The organism is Terrimonas rubra, from assembly GCF_042686025.1.
Lineage (GTDB): Bacteria > Bacteroidota > Bacteroidia > Chitinophagales > Chitinophagaceae > Terrimonas > Terrimonas rubra.
Window position 1 is genome coordinate 329,054 of record NZ_JBHUOZ010000001.1, and the last position, 19,624, is coordinate 348,677.

Annotated in this window: 16 protein-coding genes; 2 read left to right on the plus strand and 14 right to left on the minus strand. The window is 43.8% G+C overall.

Annotated features, from left to right (window positions below):
* Positions 1-70: 70 nt before the first annotated feature.
* The 7 genes from ACFS6H_RS01290 to ACFS6H_RS01320 all read right to left on the minus strand — a co-directional run bounded on the left by ACFS6H_RS01290 (position 71) and on the right by ACFS6H_RS01320 (position 7,109).
* Positions 71-1,120 carry a Gfo/Idh/MocA family protein gene (locus ACFS6H_RS01290; protein WP_386094244.1) on the minus strand — a complete coding sequence of 350 codons (1,050 nt, stop codon included), beginning with the start codon at positions 1,118-1,120 and terminating at the stop codon, positions 71-73.
* A complete protein-coding gene (locus ACFS6H_RS01295; protein ID WP_386094247.1) occupies positions 1,113-2,159 on the minus strand; it encodes an L-rhamnose/proton symporter RhaT in 1,047 nt (348 codons plus the stop codon). Before ACFS6H_RS01295 ends, ACFS6H_RS01290 begins: the two co-directional genes overlap by 8 nt.
* A 153-nt stretch (positions 2,160-2,312) precedes the next feature.
* Entirely contained in the window at positions 2,313-3,167 is an 855-nt protein-coding gene (locus ACFS6H_RS01300; RefSeq protein ID WP_386094250.1) for an amidohydrolase family protein, read from the minus strand.
* A gap of 14 nt (positions 3,168-3,181) precedes the next feature.
* Positions 3,182-4,354: a CaiB/BaiF CoA transferase family protein gene (locus tag ACFS6H_RS01305; RefSeq protein WP_386094253.1), complete on the minus strand. Its 1,173-nt coding sequence runs from the start codon at positions 4,352-4,354 to the stop codon at positions 3,182-3,184.
* Between the two features lie 3 nt (positions 4,355-4,357).
* Positions 4,358-5,503, minus strand: coding sequence for a CaiB/BaiF CoA transferase family protein (locus tag ACFS6H_RS01310; protein ID WP_386094256.1), 1,146 nt, complete (start codon positions 5,501-5,503; stop codon positions 4,358-4,360).
* A complete protein-coding gene (locus tag ACFS6H_RS01315; RefSeq protein WP_386094259.1) occupies positions 5,500-6,663 on the minus strand; it encodes an ABC transporter substrate-binding protein in 1,164 nt (387 codons plus the stop codon). Before ACFS6H_RS01315 ends, ACFS6H_RS01310 begins: the two co-directional genes overlap by 4 nt.
* Positions 6,664-6,665: 2 nt before the next feature.
* Positions 6,666-7,109: a MaoC family dehydratase gene (locus ACFS6H_RS01320; RefSeq protein WP_386094261.1), complete on the minus strand. Its 444-nt coding sequence runs from the start codon at positions 7,107-7,109 to the stop codon at positions 6,666-6,668.
* Between the two features lie 513 nt (positions 7,110-7,622).
* On the opposite strand from ACFS6H_RS01320, the gene ACFS6H_RS01325 reads away from it, so the two are divergent.
* The gene (locus ACFS6H_RS01325; protein WP_386094263.1) at positions 7,623-8,192 is read left to right on the plus strand and encodes a hypothetical protein; all 570 of its coding nucleotides are present in this window, start codon (positions 7,623-7,625) and stop codon (positions 8,190-8,192) included.
* 9 nt (positions 8,193-8,201) lie between these two features.
* Positions 8,202-10,010, plus strand: coding sequence for an excinuclease ABC subunit UvrC (gene uvrC / locus ACFS6H_RS01330; RefSeq protein WP_386094265.1), 1,809 nt, complete (start codon positions 8,202-8,204; stop codon positions 10,008-10,010).
* A 301-nt stretch (positions 10,011-10,311) separates the two neighbouring features.
* On the opposite strand, the gene porN is transcribed toward uvrC, so the two are convergent.
* From porN to ACFS6H_RS01365, 7 genes are all read right to left on the minus strand, one after another.
* Positions 10,312-11,346: a type IX secretion system ring subunit PorN/GldN gene (porN, locus tag ACFS6H_RS01335; RefSeq protein WP_386094267.1), complete on the minus strand. Its 1,035-nt coding sequence runs from the start codon at positions 11,344-11,346 to the stop codon at positions 10,312-10,314.
* Between the two features lie 20 nt (positions 11,347-11,366).
* Positions 11,367-12,914: a type IX secretion system motor protein PorM/GldM gene (gene porM / locus ACFS6H_RS01340; RefSeq protein ID WP_386094269.1), complete on the minus strand. Its 1,548-nt coding sequence runs from the start codon at positions 12,912-12,914 to the stop codon at positions 11,367-11,369.
* A 75-nt stretch (positions 12,915-12,989) separates the two neighbouring features.
* Positions 12,990-13,769, minus strand: a complete 780-nt coding sequence (porL, locus tag ACFS6H_RS01345) for a type IX secretion system motor protein PorL/GldL (RefSeq protein ID WP_386094271.1) — start codon at positions 13,767-13,769, stop codon at positions 12,990-12,992.
* A gap of 148 nt (positions 13,770-13,917) precedes the next feature.
* On the minus strand, positions 13,918-15,207 hold the full coding sequence (gene porK / locus ACFS6H_RS01350; RefSeq protein WP_386094273.1) for a T9SS ring complex lipoprotein PorK/GldK: 1,290 nt from the start codon (positions 15,205-15,207) through the stop codon (positions 13,918-13,920).
* 160 nt (positions 15,208-15,367) lie between these two features.
* Positions 15,368-17,452, minus strand: a complete 2,085-nt coding sequence (locus tag ACFS6H_RS01355) for a thioredoxin domain-containing protein (RefSeq protein ID WP_386094275.1) — start codon at positions 17,450-17,452, stop codon at positions 15,368-15,370.
* 407 nt (positions 17,453-17,859) lie between these two features.
* Positions 17,860-18,681, minus strand: coding sequence for a uroporphyrinogen-III synthase (locus ACFS6H_RS01360; RefSeq protein ID WP_386094276.1), 822 nt, complete (start codon positions 18,679-18,681; stop codon positions 17,860-17,862).
* 11 nt (positions 18,682-18,692) lie between these two features.
* Positions 18,693-19,616, minus strand: a complete 924-nt coding sequence (locus ACFS6H_RS01365) for a DUF4271 domain-containing protein (protein ID WP_386094279.1) — start codon at positions 19,614-19,616, stop codon at positions 18,693-18,695.
* Positions 19,617-19,624 lie beyond the last annotated feature (8 nt).

Consider the following 19,624-nt stretch of genomic DNA (forward strand, 5'->3'; position numbering starts at 1 on the left):
TTGACTGCCTGTTATCCTGCTAACAGGCATATTAACCGTTAAAAATTCAAGGGGAAAGTATCACCCGCTACTATACCTCGCTTAACCAGGTGCCTCCTTTTTCATTACTGATATAAGCCGCTTCCACACAACGCATGGTATCAAAAGCATCATCCACGCTATTCCAGGGTTTCGTTATTACACCGGCTTTGGCCAGCATCATCTGTTCCATAGTGCCGATAAAAGCGTGCGGAAACCAGGTACCTTTAATTTCTTTTGTCTGCCATTCGGGTTGTTTCCCCTCCTGCCTTATGATATAGTGAAAACTGTCAGGCACACCATGCGGATAATTGATCAGGGCGCCATAGTTAATTTTAACAGCGCCATTGGTGCCTTCTATTTTTATATACGACTCCTGTTGCTGGTAGGCATAGTCGTGGTTATGATTGGTATGAATAGCCGCCCGCAGCATATCGCCATAATCCATGATGATATTACTGCGTACCGACGTAAGCGGCTGTGATAATGGATGTTTAAAAGAGCGGCCGTACACCCGTTCAGGGTTTCCCAAGAAGGAACGTATTAAGTCCACATAATGTACGCTATGGTACACAATTTCCATGCGGGGTTTGGTAAACAGGAACTCCCATAAATTCCAGGGCGTGTGTACATTTACATATACTTCCATATCGGTAATGGTACCTAATTCACCGGCTTCGACCATCTTCCGGGCCTCCGCCACATAAGGAGCAAAACGTAACTGAAAGTTTACGCCGGCCTGCATTTGTCTGGCATGGGCCAGGTCAAGAATAGCTTTTGCCCCCTCAATATTTTCACCTAATGGTTTTTGTATTAATACGGTAGCGCCAACAGGAAGTTTATGTAATACCTCCACGGTTTCAGAGGCCGGTAAAGCAAAATCATAGATCACATCGTTGCCGTTTTCAGCCACCATGGCTTCCAGTGTATCATATACTTTTTCAATCCCGAATTTTGCTGCCAGCGCCTCCGCCTTTTCTTTATTACGGTTCACTATCCCTTTTACCCGGTAGCCCGCCAGTGCATAGGCCGGCAAATGCGCATCGTGTACAATACCACCCGCACCAATAATACAAACCGGGAAATGTTGATGATTAGCCATTCGCTTCGTTTCCTCCTAAATAATTGCCGTAAGTAATAACCAGTACAGCTGTCAACAATACCAACAGTGCAATGGCCAGATACGTTTTTGTTTTTTGTTGGGTAGGCTTCCATTCTTTTAACAATATGCCTACCAGTGAACTGATGAGTACCAGCATGATCATATGAATGGCCCAGCTGGAGAATTTATAACTGCCCATACGCACATGCCCCAAACCATAAAAGAAAAACTGGCCATACCATAAAACGCCGGTAATGGCAGCCATTAAATAGTTTTTGCTGAGTATGCCTTTGCCGGCTATACGATATTCTGAAAATGTTTTTTGTTTCAGGTGTAAGTACAAACAATATAAAGCCGTAGTAACAAATGCACCTGTATTGGAAAATATATAGATCACGTTACTCTGTAAATTACCGGCGCCATAGTTAGCCGCTATATCAGCAATAGGTTGCCCCTGTTCAATAGCAAATCCATAAAAGGCAGAAAGCACACCGGCCAGTAAACAAATAGGCAAGCCTTTGGATAAAGAGAAACCGGTTTGGGTATTATGGGCCTTTTCCAGGTCCTTTTCTTTTTTTCGGCCGGCTACGCCGCAGAGGGCAATACCAATGGCGCCTAATACAATACCAATGATAACAAAATTGGCACCATAACCGGAAAGCGTTTCCGCTAATGTGCCTTTTACCAATGGCGGTATTAAAGTGCCTAACACACAACTGATACCCACGGAAATAGCATAAGTGAGTGAGAAACCCACATAACGGATGGCAATACCAAAAGCCGTACCGCCTATACCATACCCCATTCCTAATAAAAAGGAGTTGATCATAGCCGAAGCGGGAGCTTCTTTCAATACTGTTGTTAATTGCGGAATAGTAAGCATGGCTATTAAAACCGGCAAAGCCAGCCAGCATACAAAAGCCTGTGCCAGCCAGTAGGTTTGCCAGCTCCAGTTACGCACCTGCTTTTGTGGCGTATAACATAAAGCCGCGCTGGATGCACCTACACCATGTAATAATATACCGTTAATAACTTCCATTCATTTAACCTGTTTGCTTTTTATTGTAAAAAACAATTTACCTGTTATGCCCTGTTTTGCTCAACAGCGATATACAGCTGAAAGGAGCGTCGCAATAACTGTTCATCCGTGTTACTGTCGGCGGTAACAAAAATAAACCGGCATTTTTTACAGCTATAACTTATAAAATTGTACGGCATTATCATGCAATACCCTGCCACTATCTGCTTGGTTCAATAAATTATTGATCACGGTTTCATACACCTGCCAGGCATGTTCATAAGAGCCTGCCAGTAAACTCACCGGCCAGTCGCCTCCGCAAAAACAACGGTCCGTACCAAATTCCTGTAATACAAAATCAATATAAGGCGCTACATCATCGGCCTGCCATTGATGCAATTTGCCCGATGTTGTTCCCAGTCCTGATATTTTGGCGTACAGGTTTGGCTGCTGTGCTGCTTGTTTCATTAACTCACCCCACCGGCCAAATTTTTCCTGTGTTGCAATGGGTGGCTGGTTTAAATGATCGAATACCATTTTTAAACCCGGCACCTTTTTCGTTACCTGCAATACTGTTTCAATATGCGCAGGATATATGCCTACTATATCATACGGAATATCATTATCCGCTAATATTTCTAAACTTTTGATAACTGCCGGCTGTAATAGCCATTCTGTATTTTTTTCATCGTGTACCTGATGACGTACCCCTTTAAAGTAGGGGTTGTGCAGGTATTCCTCCTTTAACAATTTACTCACAGCTTCCGGATCAGTAAGCGGCAACCAGGCCACTACGCCTTTTATCCAGTCGTTTTCACGGGCAGCTGCCATCATCAGGTCAGTATCTTCTTTATTACCGGCCGCCTGCACCAATACCCCACCCACCACATTTGTTTTACTGCGTTCAGCCTCCAGTTGCGAGAGGTCATAGTTATTACGGAGTATAGATTCGTCTCCCTCCAGCCATGGGTAGGCAGCTTTTTGTAAATCCCAGATATGTATATGTGTATCAATGATCGGCTGCAGCATCGTTAAACTTTAAATCAAATATTGGCCAGCTTTGTAACCGGCTGTACTAATCCAAACTGGTTATCAATTTCAGCATTATGTTCGCCCAGCACAGGAGCGCCTCTTTCAGAAGTGATAATTTTCCCGTCAATACGGATAGGGCAACGGGTGGTAGTGATCTCCAGGCCATTGGTGGTTTTAACCACGGTTTCCATATTCAACGCTTTATATCCTTCCTCCTGCATCAGCTCATCGTAATTTAATACGGGGGCACACCAAATATCGGCCTTTTCTAAAATAGCCAGCCAATGAGCGGCTGTATTCGTTAATAAGTGAGCCGATAAAATGGTTTTGATCTCATCCCTTTTGCTGAACCATTCCGTATTATCTGTAAACGCCTGTAAAGGCGCACAACCTAATAATTCGCCTAATACGGGAATACTACCCATTGCCAGCGCAATAAATCCTTCCTGTGTCTGGTAAATACCATAAGGCGCTGCTATATAGGCATGACCGCTGTTTACTTCGCTGCGTTGCGGCAATGCATTCCCATCATTATAATAACAGGTCAGTACTTCAAACTGGAAATCTAAAATACTTTCCAGCATACTCACCTGTACCAACGCCCCTTTATTGGAAACAATACGGCTGTACAAAGCAGCCAGTATGCCCTGTGCCAGGTGTGTGCCGGCCAATATATCTACCACGGCCACACCCATCGGTGTAGGTCCTTCCTGTTTATTATTGCTTAACCAGGTAATACCCGATGCAGCCTGTAATAACAGGTCCTGCCCGGGCAGGTCTTTCCAGGGGCCCTCGTTACCGTAGCCCGTTATCTCCGCATATACGATCTGGGGGTTCAGCTCCTTCACTGTGTTATAATCCAGCCCGATACGCTCCATTACACCGGGACGGAAATTATGCATCATCACATCGGCCCTGCGTAGCAACTCCTTTATTTTTACCAGGTCGTCGGGGTTTTTCAAATCGGCCACATAACTTTTTTTATTCCGGTTAATGGCATGAAAAATGGTCGATTCACCCTCTATCATCACATCCGATACATACAGTTCCCTGCATATATCGCCAATGCCGGGTTTTTCAATTTTAATCACCTGCGCTCCCATATCGGCCAGGCGCAATGATGCGGAAGGCCCCGACAGGAACTGGCTGAAATCCACCACTATTATATCTTCCAACAAACGCATAAACTACATTTCACTTATAAAATCGCGGTAAATAGCCGCATTATCTGCCCCTACTTTCGGGGCCGGTTTATCTGATGTTAACCGTTCACCGTTGATCCGGATAGGACAACGGGTGGTTGTAATACTCATGCCTTCTGCCTGTATGGATTGTTCCATCTGGACGGCTTTATAAGCCGGGTGCTGGGTTAATTGTTGCCAGTTCAGCACTTCCATGGCCCACATATCACGACTATGCAATTGTTCCTGCCAGTAGGCAGTAGGCTGCTGTAACAAATGAGCGGCTATGATAGCTTTTATCTCATCACGATGCGTGAAGGCAGACTCAGATGTGTATGCCGCCAGTTCATCGCTGTGTATAGCTTCTGCCAACTCCTGTATATCCATCATGGCAATGGCCAAATGTCCGTCTTTTGTTGCATAAATACCATAAGGCGCACTTAATAAAGGATGGCCATTGTTCACTGCACTGCGTACCGGCTGTTGACGGTCGGCATAGTATGTGGTCAGTAATTCAAACTGGAAATCCAGCAGGGATTCCATCAGGCTTACCTCTATCAATGCGCCTGTATTCCTTTTCTGGCGGCGTATCAATGCTGCCAGTATACCTTGCGTTAACTGTGCCCCGCATAAAATATCGGCAATAGCAATGCCAAAGGGTACCGGTGATTGTTCTTTATTGCCCGTAGTATGGGTTAAACCGGCAATAGATTGTATCAGTAAATCCTGCCCCGGTTTATGTTTCCAGGGACCGGCTTTACCATACCCGTTGATCTCGGCATATATCAGCCGTGGGTTAATGGCCTGTACGGCTGCATAACCCAATCCTATTTTCTCCATCACACCCGGGCGGAAATTATGTATCAGCACATCTGCTTTGGTGATTATTTTTTTTAACAGCTGCAGATCTGCTTCATTTTTCAGATCGGCCGCATAACTTTCTTTATTCCGGTTAATGGTATGGAACAACAAAGAGCTTTCATCTACCCAGAGGTTTTTAATGGACAGTTTCCTGCCGGCATCACCCACTCCCGGTCTTTCAATTTTAATAACACGGGCGCCCAGGTCGGCCAGGCGTAAGCCCGCAGCAGGCCCCGATAAATATTGGCTAAACTCCAATACCACTAATCCTTTCAACGGCAAATGACTCATACGGGTTGGTTTGATGGTTTAGCTTGTTTACTATGTTGATATATCTTATTCATTTCCTGTAATGCCTCCTCAGGGTTACCATTGTGCAACAGGCATTGCTGCAGGGGTGTACCGGCATGGTCCTGGAAATGTAAATACCCGTTGTAACGCGGGCGGATATACCCGTTATCCATTACCGGTAATACATTTTTAAAATAATCATTCGTCAATACATTGGCAGCCGGCGATTCCCAGGCCTTGCGGTGCCCCGGTTGTCCGCCATGCTCCATATAAAAAGTGGACTGGCATTCCGCCGATACGATCTGCTGTGCAAAATCTATCGCTATTTTCTTATGCTCACTGAATGCAGATACCGATATACCGGTACCGCCTACTGTTGTTTGTAATCTTTCTCCATTCACCCGCACTACATCCGCATAATGCAATAAATATTTTGCATATCCCCGGCGCGAATAGTTGGAATAACCATAAGCAAAAGGGCAATACCAGTAATCATTGGTGCTGCTCATACGTTCTGCCACTGCTATCGGGTTATACACATACATTTCTTTATCAATAATACCATACAATTGCTGCATGGTGCGGATAGCCGCTACACCGGTCTCCACATCAATCACTTCGGTTTCATTGCTAAAGGGTGTTTTACCATATGCAATACAAAAGGAATAAAAATTCATGAGTATATCAATGGGTATGGCCGGCACAGCTACTTTACCATCCTTTGCTAGTGATAATACCTCTTCCCATGTTTGCGGCAGGGCAACACCATTCGCTTCCAGCAGGTCCTTGCGGTAACTGGCAGCAGGTGTGGCTGCATCAATGGCCAGGGCCCACTGTTTGTCGTCGTAGTTATAACTTATATGTGATTGTCCAACCGAATGCTGTAACTGGTCGGCCAAATAATCAGCTGATAGATATTCGTTCAGGGGTAGTACACAATTAGTAGCGGCGGCACAACCCACCCACGGGTGATCAATGATCAGCAGGTCATACTCCTTTGTCAGTACTTCAATCGGAAAATCGGCAAACTCCTGTAAGGTCCGCTTCTTCCATACTATCTCCACGCCCGGGTGCAGCTCGGCATAACGCTGCGAAAAAGCCTGCAAGGGTGTAATGCCCCGGCTATGCCCCCATGTTATACCTTTTAAAACTACCGACATACTCAAGCTTGCTTTTTTTCAACCAGTAATAAATGTTCGCAAAGCATTACCAGTTCCTTATTTTGGTTAAACACTTCCACCAATTCCGTTACCAGGCCAAAGCCGGGCTTCTTATGGTCTTTTTTATCTTTAATGGAGACGGTTACTTTTATGGTGTCGCCAATAAAAACGGGCTTAATAAAACGCAGCCTTTCATACCCATAGGTCATGGACACTTCATTAATAAAACTGGCCGTTAATCCAATACCGATGGTAAAGATCAGCGTGCCATGGGCGATACGTTTTTTAAAAGGCTGGGTGCTGCACCATTCCTCATCCATATGATGCGGAAAAAAATCACCCGACTGACCGGCATGTACCACTATATCCGTCTCGGTCACGGTACGGCCAATGGTCAGGCGTTGTTCGCCAATTTCAAACTCCTCGAAATATTTTTTTAAAAACATAAACCTGCAATATGGTGTAGGCTGTACAGGATAACAGGCTCAGGAATAAGCAGCTGTTGCGGATCATTTGCTTTGTAGCGGGCATTTATACAAACTTGCGTTGTAATTTATCTATGGCTCATCACAAAAAATGCAATCATTAACTTACTCATAAGCAGCCCTGGAAAAGCCACTTAAATAAGGAAGTAAGTTAGATCAGGGTAGCAAAATGACCAATGTCAGGTCTTACTGTAAAGATGGCATATTTTACTACCCCGCTCCGGCTGCACCACCCCAAATAAAGGGCAAAAGGAAAAATTCGGGTACTATCTTCTTAAAATACGACTGGAGGAACAGGACTTTTAGGGGCTGTCAGCTGCAGCAACTCCGGTCAGCTGTAGTTCCCCGCCCGGCTGCAATCTTACGGCTTTAAGGCCGTAAGGATTTACACCTAAGCGGGGCAGCCCTTCATCCAGACTGATAAGGTTTTAAAAACCTTATCAGTCCGAACGCTATTTCAAGTAATTTTATACTATGAAAATAACAGCACTGTTTGTTGCATTAATGGTATTGATAACCGCCTGCGGCAGTAAAAAAAAGAAACGCGATGAAGCAGATAAAAACTTTCCCGTATTACCCTATCTCTTAAGCCAGGTAAAAGATGTGGACACTTCCCTGTACAGTATTATTAAAGTGGTAACAGTTGATTCCGTTGCCGATACCACTTTTGTTCCAAGGGAAGATTTTAGAAAAGAAGCAAGTGACTTTTTAGACATTCCTGATATTTCATCTGAAAAATATGAGGATGATTATACCGAAAGTAAGTTTTTTGATGAAACCCTGAACCGGGTAGTAATGACCTATACCAAAAAGCCCGATGCCAAACATGCCGTACTGAAACAGGAGATCACCATCAGCCCTAACCAGTATACAGGCGATAAAATTGTAAGTGTATATGTGGACTACGCCACATCCTCAAAAGATAGTGCGGTACAGAAAAGAATGTTATGGATGGTTGATAAAAATTTCCAGGTAACACGCATGGTACAAAAACCCGGTGGTATTGAAACCACTACCACCACTACTGTTAAATGGAACGATTGATGTGTATTTATGACTGCAGAAGATTTTAAACATATAGCGCCCACCATACCGCACCAGCCCGGCATATACCAGTATTTTAATGACGAGGATGTGATTATTTATGTAGGCAAGGCCAAGGATCTGCGTAAAAGGGTAAGCTCCTACTTTACTAAAACCTTTACCTCCTATAAAACGCACGAGCTGGTACAGCGCATTAAACGTATTGCGTTTACCATTGTTAATTCGGAGCATGATGCGTTCCTGCTGGAGAACTCATTGATCAAAGAGTTCAAGCCGCGGTATAATATCAACCTGAAGGACGATAAAACCTATCCTTATATTGTTATTAAAAATGAACCCTTCCCCAGAGTGTTTTTAACCCGCTATGTGGTGAATGATAAATCGGAATACCTGGGTCCTTTTACTTCTGTGCAAAAAGTAAAGGAACTACTGGAGTTCATCCGTCAAACCGTACCGCTCAGGAATTGTACCCTCAACCTCACGGCAGGCAATATTGCCAAAAAGAAATTCAAAGTATGCCTCGAATATCATTTGGGTAATTGTAAGGGGCCTTGCGAAGGTTTACAAACCTTACCTGATTATTTAGAAGGTATACAACAGGTAAAAAATTTATTAAAGGGAAATCTTACTCCTGTTATCCGGCATTTTAAGGAGGAGATGAAAAATGCAGTGGCTGATCTTGCCTTTGAACAGGCCGAGGTTGCGAAAAATAAAATTGCTTTTCTGACCAATTACCAGGCTAAATCGGTTGTAGCCGGTAATACCGCCGGTGATAAAGATGTGTTTACCCTGGTGAAAGAAAAGAATGTGGCCTATGTTAACTTTTTAATGGTACGTAATGGCACCATTGTACAAACACAAACCACTAAAGTGCTCACGCATCTCGATGAGGATGAGCCGGAAATATTAAGTTTCAGTATTGCGCGTTTGCGCCAGACATTTAACAGCGATGCCACGGAGATCATTGTGCCCTTTGCCATTGACTATCCTGAGAAAGATATCACCATAACCATACCTGTGAGTGGCGATAAAAAGAAACTCCTGGAGTTGTCTTTAAAAAATGTAGATCATTATATTGAAGAGATAAAGAATAAAGAACGTTTAAAGCTGTCCACCAATACCAATAAAATAAAAGTATTGGAAAAATTGCAGGAGGCCCTGCAGTTAAACAGTTTACCTGTTCATATTGAATGTTTTGATAACTCTAACTTCCAGGGCAGTTTCCCGGTGTCGGCCATGGTATGCTTTAAAATGGGCGTACCCAGTAAAAAAGATTACCGCCATTTTAATGTAAAAACGGTAGAGGGTATTAACGACTTTGCCACCATGAAGGAAGCCGTTACCCGCCGGTACAAACGTTTACAGGAAGAGGAACAGCCTTTCCCGCAACTGGTGATCATTGATGGTGGTAAAGGACAATTAAGTTCGGCTCATGAGGCAATGACGGAGCTAGGATTGGCTGACAGAACCACCCTGGTTGGCCTGGCCAAAAGAGAAGAGGAAGTTTTTTTTGTAGGTGATAAGGAATCGGTAAAATTGCCTTACAATAGCGAAGAGTTAAAACTGTTAAGACAAATAAGGGATGAAGTGCACCGTTTTGGCATTACTTTTCACCGTAATAAACGAAGTAAGGGCACATTTACCAATGAACTGGAGAGCATTGCAGGTATTGGTCCTAAAATAGCCACACAGTTATTACAACATTTCAAATCGGTAAAAAACGTAAAAGCGCAAAGCAAAGAGACGCTAACAAAAATAGTAGGACTGCAAAAGGCGGTGTTGGTGTATAAGCATTTTCATCCCGGGGATGATACTTAAAAAAATGGGGCCAGGATAGAAATCCAGCCCCGTTTTTAAAATCCAATATCCTATGAAAAACCGTAACAAAAATACACAAAAAAGTTGATTTAACTCATTTATATCTATATTTTTCAACAGTTTCCTTTGACCGTTCGTCATATTTATTTTTACCCTTTTTCACTACTATTCATTTACGGTATATTGTCGGAACAACAAATTGTTTATCATTCAATTATGTATTTTAAACACCCAATAGCCCAACAATAGCGGCCATAAAAAAAGCCCCGGTAAACCGGGGCTTTACATCAATATTTTCTTGTTAGTACGACCAAAGGTCCTGCTCAAAATTGAAGATCTTTTCTTTGATATTCTCACCCTCCAGTAAGGCCAGGATCGGGTCTTTTATTACCTGCCTGATAGTTCTGTTGGCGGCATTATCCAAAGTTGATTTGGTAATATAGCTGCTGAACATACGGCTTTCAAACAGTTCTTCCCAGGTCATGCGGCTCTGGCCCATGTTCTTAGGGTTGTACACCTCATTTTTAGCGAGGGTTGGTCTCAAATCCGGATAATACACCCAGAACATTGGCTGGCTACCAAACTCTTTACCATTGGGTAAGTATTTAGTAAGTACAGGAGCAATTCCTAAAATACGGCAGAACATGCGGCTGGCCTCACGGTCAAACACCCACTCTTCCTTAATACGTAATTTTAAAACACTCTTGGCATCAAAGCTGGCACGTGTAACTACATATTTAACGATCTTGTTAATATCATTAGGGTCATACTGCGGAACAGTATCAGCACTACCCAATGTCATTTGGTTAATATCAGCCACAGTAATAGGTGTGGTGAACCTGTCGTCGGCAAAAGCAGTAACTTCTCCGTTGGTAACCGCATTCAGCAAAACATTGATGAAAACCTGGCTACCGTTATCATCTTCCGCTTCGTAACGGAAAGTCTGGTTCATTTTTTCACGCAGGTCTAATTCACGCCAAACCTTTTCTGCATATAATGCATCATCCCAGCGTAAATGTTCATACTCCAAAGGGGTACGTGCATTTAATCCTTTTTTATCAAAAGCATTATCCTGACGTAAAGAGGCCTTTTTCGTATTACTTGAAACACCGGAACTGTCTACTTCGATCGGTACACCACCATAAGGATCATAACCTGAAGGCGGGCGGGTATCGTTAACCTGCTGTTGCTGCTGGTTATTACCTTGTTGTGTACCCTGGTTGGTGTTGGTGCCCGTATTATTTCTTCTCCTCCCTGTTCTTTGTGCACTTACATCTGCAACCAGTAAAGCTGCAAAGGCAACCAACAAACACTTTTTATAAATTGATAATTTCATAGCGCTGAACTTTAAAAATATTATTTAAGGTAGTACACCAGTGAGGGAGCAGAAGAAACCCTGCCATCCGGACCCTGTACTCTTATATCGTCAATAGTTACTGTTTTACCAGCTTTCGCATGAGCTTTGATATAGTTTTGAGCCTGCGAGCTGAACAGGTTACCCTGACAAGCCGCTGTTGCTACATCTCCGTCATCAGTATCAATGGAGAAAGAGAATGAAACAACCTGGTATTTCAACTCAAAAGGAAAGTCTTTAATACCTGCTCCTACACCGGTTTGTGCCCTGAAAGCACCCGCCGCAATAGAAGCGCCACTCTCATTACCACCAACATAAGCCTGTGCCTTAGGTATGGTACGTACACGGAACTGAGAGGCACCGGCTACTTTACCATCCACTGACACCGTAATCCGGCAATCATCAGTAACAGTACCTACCCGTGCAATATATTTACCGGCACCTACTTTACTGATTGAACCGCCACCGCCGCTAATGCTTACCTGCACTTTGTCATCACCACCACCGCTGGCAGCAATGGTAACTGGGTTATCAACACCAACATACAGTACATTCATTTTATCCAATGCTATAGAAGCATTAGCCTGACCTACTGTATAGGTAATGGTTTTGCTGATAGACTCCTCTTTATTCGTTGTCTGGTTAAAGAACGAAATATTTACCGGAACAGTATGTGTACCAATGGAATTTGCCATTGTTTTATAATGCGCCGTTCCGTCTTCTCCGATCGAAAGGCTTGAGCCGCCAATTGAAATTTTAGGTTGTGCATTTTTACTGAAAGCACCTACACCAGCCGTAATTTCCAATTCCTGGCCAGGCATCAGGTAATTTGAACTTTGCCCGATCACCGCAGCATATGAATCAAATATTACTTCTACTTTACCCACCTGCTCGTGAATATGAGCCACTACATTGTTCTCAGAAGTTTTAATATCATTCTGCAGCTTACTTAAAATGGTTAAACCGGCTACGGTTGGCACCATATTAAAGTTGGCAATATCCCAATCTTTCTTTTTTCCGTCTTTGCCTGTTGGCTCAGACAGGTCTATCTGCAGGGTTTTAGAAAACTTTTCAGCGATACTTGGATCAATTGCCAATAAGTTCTTTTTATAATCAGCCAACATCGTATATAACTTTTTGGCTTCGCCGTCCTTTACCATTATCCGGGTAACAATCTCCTGGCTTCCTTCATTCATATGTTTGTCAGGGTTGTCAGGATTATTCGGATCGCCTCCGGCTGTGGTAATGATTTTGGTTTTTAAGCTTTGTATATAATCAAATACTGATTTAGACAAAGCAGCAGCCTGCTGTGCTTTCGGATACCAAATATTTGCTCTCTCTGCTGTTTCTGCTTTTTTTGTTTTTTCTTCCAATGAGGCTAAAATAGTAGAAGTAGAAGCATTTACAGTGGTATTCGTTTTCTCTAAGCTGGAGTTTACGGTTTTAAAGGCATTAAGAATCTCTGATGATACGTTCAGTGCTAACAGGCAGGTTAACACCAGGTACATCAGGTTGATCATCTTCTGCCGCGGCTCTTTAGGTAGTGCCATAACTGATCAAAAAATTTATAGTCTTTTATAAAATATTTTTCTTTTACAACTTTGGTTTATCAAACAGGATGGTAATTATTTACCCTGCATTGCAGTTAACATATTACCATAAATGCCGTTCAGGCGACCCAGGTTAGTAGCCAGGCTACCAATCTGCTCCTGTACTTTCTTAGCATCATCCGCACTGTTGATCAGGCTGGCAGAAGTTTCGGAAAGTTTACCATAAAAACCATTCAGGGCTTTCAGGTGGTTATTGCTTTCCTGCAGTTCCAGCTCGTAAATTGTATTTAAAGACGACAAATTTTTGGTCAGTACCTGCACCTGGTCGTGGAAGGTTTTAGCCCCTTCGGTAGCCAGGTTAAAAGCGCCTACTGAATTAGCCGCACCTACATAAGCTTCTTTTACTTTATCCAAAGCAACCGTTACTTCTTTCGTTTTTGCGGTATAATCACCGGTAGCAGCCAATACATCGCTGATATTGTTCATGTTACCGATAGTTTCGTTTAATTTTTTAAAGTTATCGCCCAAACGGGTCAATACTTCAGGACTAACATGCGCGTCGATCAATGCTTTATCCAATGCGGCAATAGCGCCACCTTTTGCTGGTTTTACCACTTCGCCGGCAACCGTTAACTCTTCAGAATGAGAGCTATCGGGTAAAGCCGGGTACATAATATATAAAACACCATATAAAGCGAAGATAACAGCCTCAGTTACCAGACCGATCCATAACCAGGTGTCGGCATCGGGTGCGTGGGTAATTTTTCTTAATGCTCCCCATAATACAATTGCTGCTGCAAATGATACTGCTACGTCAACCCATTTACTAACTTTTGAAGGAATAGCTGCTGCCATAAAATAATGATTTAAAAAAAATAGTTTTTGATGAAGAAGATTGGTGAAATGAACCGGGGTGTGATGTAGTTTTTATTACACCCCGGTTATTTATAACTTAAAAAGTAATTACAATATTGTATTGTCTCAGGTAAAGCGGCAATTTTATTTATCTGCGACCCCCGGCTGCAGGTAAATCAATTACCGAACGGAAACCAATGTAAGATTTTGCAGAATCCTGGTACTCGTAAGTGCTGGTACCGGTTTGCAGGTAGTATCCAACATCTTTCCAGCTGCCGCCACGGATAATTTTACGTTTCATTAATGGTGGGTCGTCGTCTTTGGCATTCCAGCGTACATCAGGGTTCATATCGTGCTGGAAGTTGTTACGTCCTTCGTAGAAGATAGAAGAGGTCCACTCCGCCACATTACCCGACATACAGTACAGGCCAAAGTCGTTAGGCCAGTAAGCATCGGCACGCACGGTGTAAAAACCGCCATCCTCAGGGTAGTTACCACGGCCTGGTTTAAAGTTGGCCATTAAACATCCTTTTTTATTACGTAAGTAAGGACCACCCCAGGGGAACATAGATTGTGAGCGGCCACCACGTGCGGCATACTCCCATTGTGCTTCGGTAGGCAGGCGGAAGTCAGACTCCGTTACCCTTTTTTTGCTTTCCAGGAAAGAGTTCAGGTAATGTGTTCTCCATTCGCAGAAGGCTGTAGCCTGTTTCCAGTTTACACCTACTACAGGATAATTATCAAAAGCCGGGTGGGAGAAATAACGTTTGGTCATGGGCTCATTATAAGAGTAAGAGAAGTCTCTCACCCATACCAGCGTGTCCGGGTAAATGGGAACGTCTTTTTTAATGATGAACTTAGAGCGGGGTTTGTTCTCGTTTTCTCTTTTGGCATTTTCTTTTAAGTCATGGATCTCTGAGTGGTATTTCAACTCTTTCACATCCAGTTCTTTTTTGCCAAAGATCCTGTCTTCAGGAGCAAGGATAAGGTTGGTGTTAGCCAGCTCCTCAATGTTTTTGGGATCATCCCACCTGAATTTTTTCATTGCTGCCCAATCAACACCTTCAATGCCATTGGCATCAGCTTTTACTTTGTTTAATTTACGGGCAACAGTTGAGTCGCGCACCCAGTATACAAACTGGCGGTACTCTGCATTGGTTACTTCGGTAGCATCCATCCAGAAGCCACTGATAGAAACGGAACGGTTACGGGCACTAAAGGCATAAGCAGGATCTTCATCGCTGGGGCCCATGTGAAAAGTTCCCTGAGGCACATATACCATGCCCACCGGCTTTTTCAGGTTGGACCTCACACCTGCCGACACACCATGTAACTGGCCGTCGTTAGGCAATGAACCGCCTTTGTTCTTTCCCGAATTACAGCTTGCAAACACCATCAGGGCTGCAAATGCTAAAAACGCATAGTTAGGGTTTCTCATTATCATACACTTAAAGGGTATTGGACAAATATAATATTTTGGTCTATTTGCAGTCACAAGGATACAATTTATTTTTAAACAATCAAATGGTTTAATACGTCGTAAATTATCTAACGCGGCATTAAATATTTTATTGCATTTAACAGAAAATTAATTAATTTTACAACTCACTGTTAATCAATAATATAAGTTCCTCTACAGTAGCAACCGGCGCCTTACAGGCAAACTGACGGCATAAAAAAATATTGGCTTTTTCCAACTTTTTTTTACCCCGGGCCCAGTCCAGGTGCCCTGTTTTTTTATCCACCGTCAGCATTATTTTAAACGGGAGATACTCATATAGTGTTTTAAAATATATGTTCTCATCCGGCTCCACCATCACTATTTCCTGTGTGCCCGCATACAATTCTACCAAAATATTGGCCCAGATACCAAAAGAAGCCGGATATTGATGAACGGATTTGTTTAAAGCCTGTACCATACCCAATCCCCTTTCGGCCCACCCGGCCTTGCCAAAAACGATGGACAACCTGTATAAATTGTGTGCCATCACACTATTTCCCGATGGCACCGCCCCGTCATATACTTCTTTTTTACGTAACAACAGATCTGTCTGTTCCTTACCGGTATAATAAAAAAACAGGTTTTGTTCATCGCTGAAGTGGGCAATTACCTGCTCCGTTAGTTCCTCCGCTTTCAGTAACCAGTCAAATTCAGCCGTTATTTCATATAAATAATACAGGGCATCAATTAAACAGGCATAATCATCTAAAAATGCGGGGTAGCGGGCCTGGTCGTTCTTCCACGTATGGTTCAACAACCCGTTCCCGCCCTTAAATACCTCCAGGAGGAACTGCATGTTTTTAACCGCCAGTGTTTTATACTCCTCATTACCTGTAGCCATAAAAGCCTGGCTGCAGGCCTTGTTCATCAGGGCATTCCAGCCCAGTATTATTTTATCATCCAGTCCGGGTGCAATACGTGTGTACCGGTGTTGCAGCAATATTTCCTTACCCCTGTTTAAAACAGCGTTTAATTCCGCTTCTGTTTTGCCATAGGTGGCTGCCACTTTATCCAAAGGCTCTTTCACCTGTAAAATATTCACCCCCTCCCAGTTGCCTGCTGCTGTAATATCATAACAGGCACAAAATAAAGCTGCATCCGCTCCCAGTAAAGCTGTTACCTCTTCTTTGGTCCACACATAATATTTCCCTTCCACACCTTCGCTATCGGCGTCCAGGGCTGCAAAAAAACCGTGCTGTGCATGCATCAGGTCTCTTTGCACAAAAGCCATGGTTTCCTCAATGGCTACCCGGTAGTGTTGCAATCCTGTTAACTGGTAGGCCTCACACATTACCGATACCAGTAAGGCATTATCGTATAACATTTTTTCAAAATGGGGCACCAGCCATTTCGTATCGGTAGCATACCGGGCAAAACCGCCTCCAACCTGGTCGTATATGCCGCCGCGTATCATTTTATCCAGCGATAAAAGGGCCTGTGCCTGGCACTCCTGCCCCAGCTGCGTATCCGTTTCCTGCAATTCCTTATTGTATTTGCACAGGTAAGCCATGCGTAATAAAAAGCGGATAACAAATGTCTGCGGAAATTTGGGTGCAGCACCAAAACCACCCCACTGCGTATCGGCCTGCTGCAATACCTGCCTGGCCATAGCTGCCAAATCGGTAGTGGTAATACCAAACGATGTCAGATCCACCGGTGCACCACCAAAATGATTGGCCTTATCCAGGTGCGCCGTCAGGTAACTCCCCTGTTCTTCAATTTCAGCCCTCCGTTCTTTATAGGCATTGGTAATACCGGTCAGTACCTCTTTCCAGGACTGGCGCCCGTATAAACTCCTCGGCGGGAAATAAGTGCCGCCGTAAAAAGGCTTTTTATCCGGCGTTAAAAACACATTCAGCGGCCAGCCCCCCTGCCCGGTCATGGCCTGCACCGCATCCATATAAATATGATCGAGGTCGGGCCTTTCCTCCCGGTCAATTTTAATATTCACAAAATGTTCATTCATTATCGCTGCCACGGCTTCATCTTCAAAGCTTTCCCGCTCCATTACATGGCACCAGTGACAGGCCGCATAGCCAATGCTCACCAGTATAGGCTTATCCTCCTGTCTGGCTTTTGCCAATGCTTCTTCGCCCCATGGGTACCACTGTACCGGGTTATGGGCATGCTGTAATAAATAAGGGCTTGTTTCGTGAATTAAGTGGTTGGTATGTGTTGCCATACCGTAAATGTCGGTGAATACTGCCGTATAAAAATATTTATGGACAGATCAGCGCTTTTGTTTTTTTGCAGCAGCAGCTGCAGTAACGCTGCTCAACGATAGTTTCCCGCTTTTGCTGCCAGCCACCTCACCGGTTCATAAAATACAACGTATATACATTGGCGTAAAAAATATTCCTGTTTAATTTTTCTCCTAAAGGTGGGCTGTCCGCGTCAATCGGGGCTATCAGCAGCGGCAGTACAAAGCCGGGCTTTGTTAAACAGACGAGGGGCTGCCCGATGGCAGCGGCATTCCGCCGAAGGGCTGTGAGGCGCAGGGAGCGGCGGAATACAGCGTACAGCGGGAACTACAGCCCAATAGCCATGCTATAGCTGACAGCCCCTGAAAAATTGTAAAGGGAAATTTGTTTATTTTTTTTGTGCGGCTAAAAAATGGTCCAGGGCCGATATCATACTGGGCGCCTTGGGCTGCGGGGCTATAATACCGGGAGCCAGGCCCGCTTCTTCGGCGGCCTTGGTGGTATTGCTGCCAAAAGTGCCTATTACCGTACCATTTTGTTTGTACTCGGGCTGGTTATCGAATAAACTTTTTATACCGCTGGGCGTAAAGAAACAAATGACATCGTAATCGTTCTTGGTCAGCATTTCTTTTACATCATTGCTTTGTGTACGGTACAAAAAGCCCATGGCAAACTCGCAGTTGTTGGATTTAAGCCAGTTTACAATATCATTATCCTGCTGGTTCTCGGAACAAACATAGAGGAACTTTTCGTTGCCCTTGTGTTTGTTGATCACATCAAACATGCTTTTGTTGGAGCCATCGGCACCATAAAACACTTTACGTTTACGGTACAGGATAAATTTTTGCAGGTATAAGGCAACCGCTTCGGTGATACAGAAGTATTTGGTATCCTGTGATACGCTTACTTTCATTTCCTCGCAAATGCGAAAAAAATGATCGATAGCATTACGGCTGGTGAAGATGATCCCTGTGTAGGAGGCAATATCAATTTTCTGACGCCTGAATTCTTTAGCCGGAATTCCTTCCAACCTGATGAATGACTGGAAGTGAAGATTTACACCATACTTCCGTTCTAATTCGAAGTATGGCGACTTTTCGCTCTCGGGTCTTGGCTGTGTGATCAAGATGCTTTGGACCCCATTGGTTTTTTTTCCAGTAGTTGTAACTCCGTTTTTTACCATGTGAATTTCCGCTAAAGTTGGGCGCAAAGGTACGTGTTTTATTTAAAAATTGTCATTACCAATTTATAAAGTAGTAACACCGGGGCCACTTCAAAGGCACAGAAGTATAAAAAGAAATGAAAAACACTCACTTGTACATAGGTACGTACCGCCGAAAGCGCCAGGATATAGCGGTATAAAAGCAGGCCGCCAATAACAGTCCACGATAAAACCCAGGCCGCCCCGGCCAGCCCGGCAGGGCTGAAAGCAACAATGAACAGCACCGGTAATAAAAAAATGCCCAGTACCTTATTAATAATGAAGACAATAAATATGTAGGTATCGGTAAGGGCACGCACATTAAATATCCAGCCCGTGGCTTTAAGGGTTACAAATTTAACCAGGTAAACACCGGCCAGGCCTGCACAACAGTACAGCACAAATAACCAGAAATTAGACACCGGCACCCGGTTTTCCGTATAATAAAACAGGAAGGCAGCATATAAACCTCCGGCTATCACAAATAATAAATTAAACAGTAAAGATGGCAGAGGCGTCTGGCTCAGCTGTTCCGTTAACTGGCGCTGCTTTAAAGTAGTACGGAAAAATAAACGCCACAGGTCGGCCAGGTATTTAGGGAACAACAGGCGCAATACCGCAAAGCAGAGTAATAAACCGATCAGCCCATAGAACAGCATATCCTTATCGGTGCGTTTTTTAAGCTGCCCGCCCGCTACAAGCGGATGTTTTCCAAAACTAAAAAAAGGCATATGTTCCAGCACCTGTACATGCAGGGGAATACCCGGGCGTGTTTGCCAGGCCGCTACCCGTATCAACGGTTTTTTAACCGTCACCGTATCAACAGTCGTATTAACTGCCAGTGAATCCTTCCCTCTTTTAGCTAAGGAGTCGGTAACAGGTTGCGCCAGCAAACCCTGCAGTATGAACAATAAAAAAGAAAGTAGACCGGCTATTCGTTTCAAAAAAAATA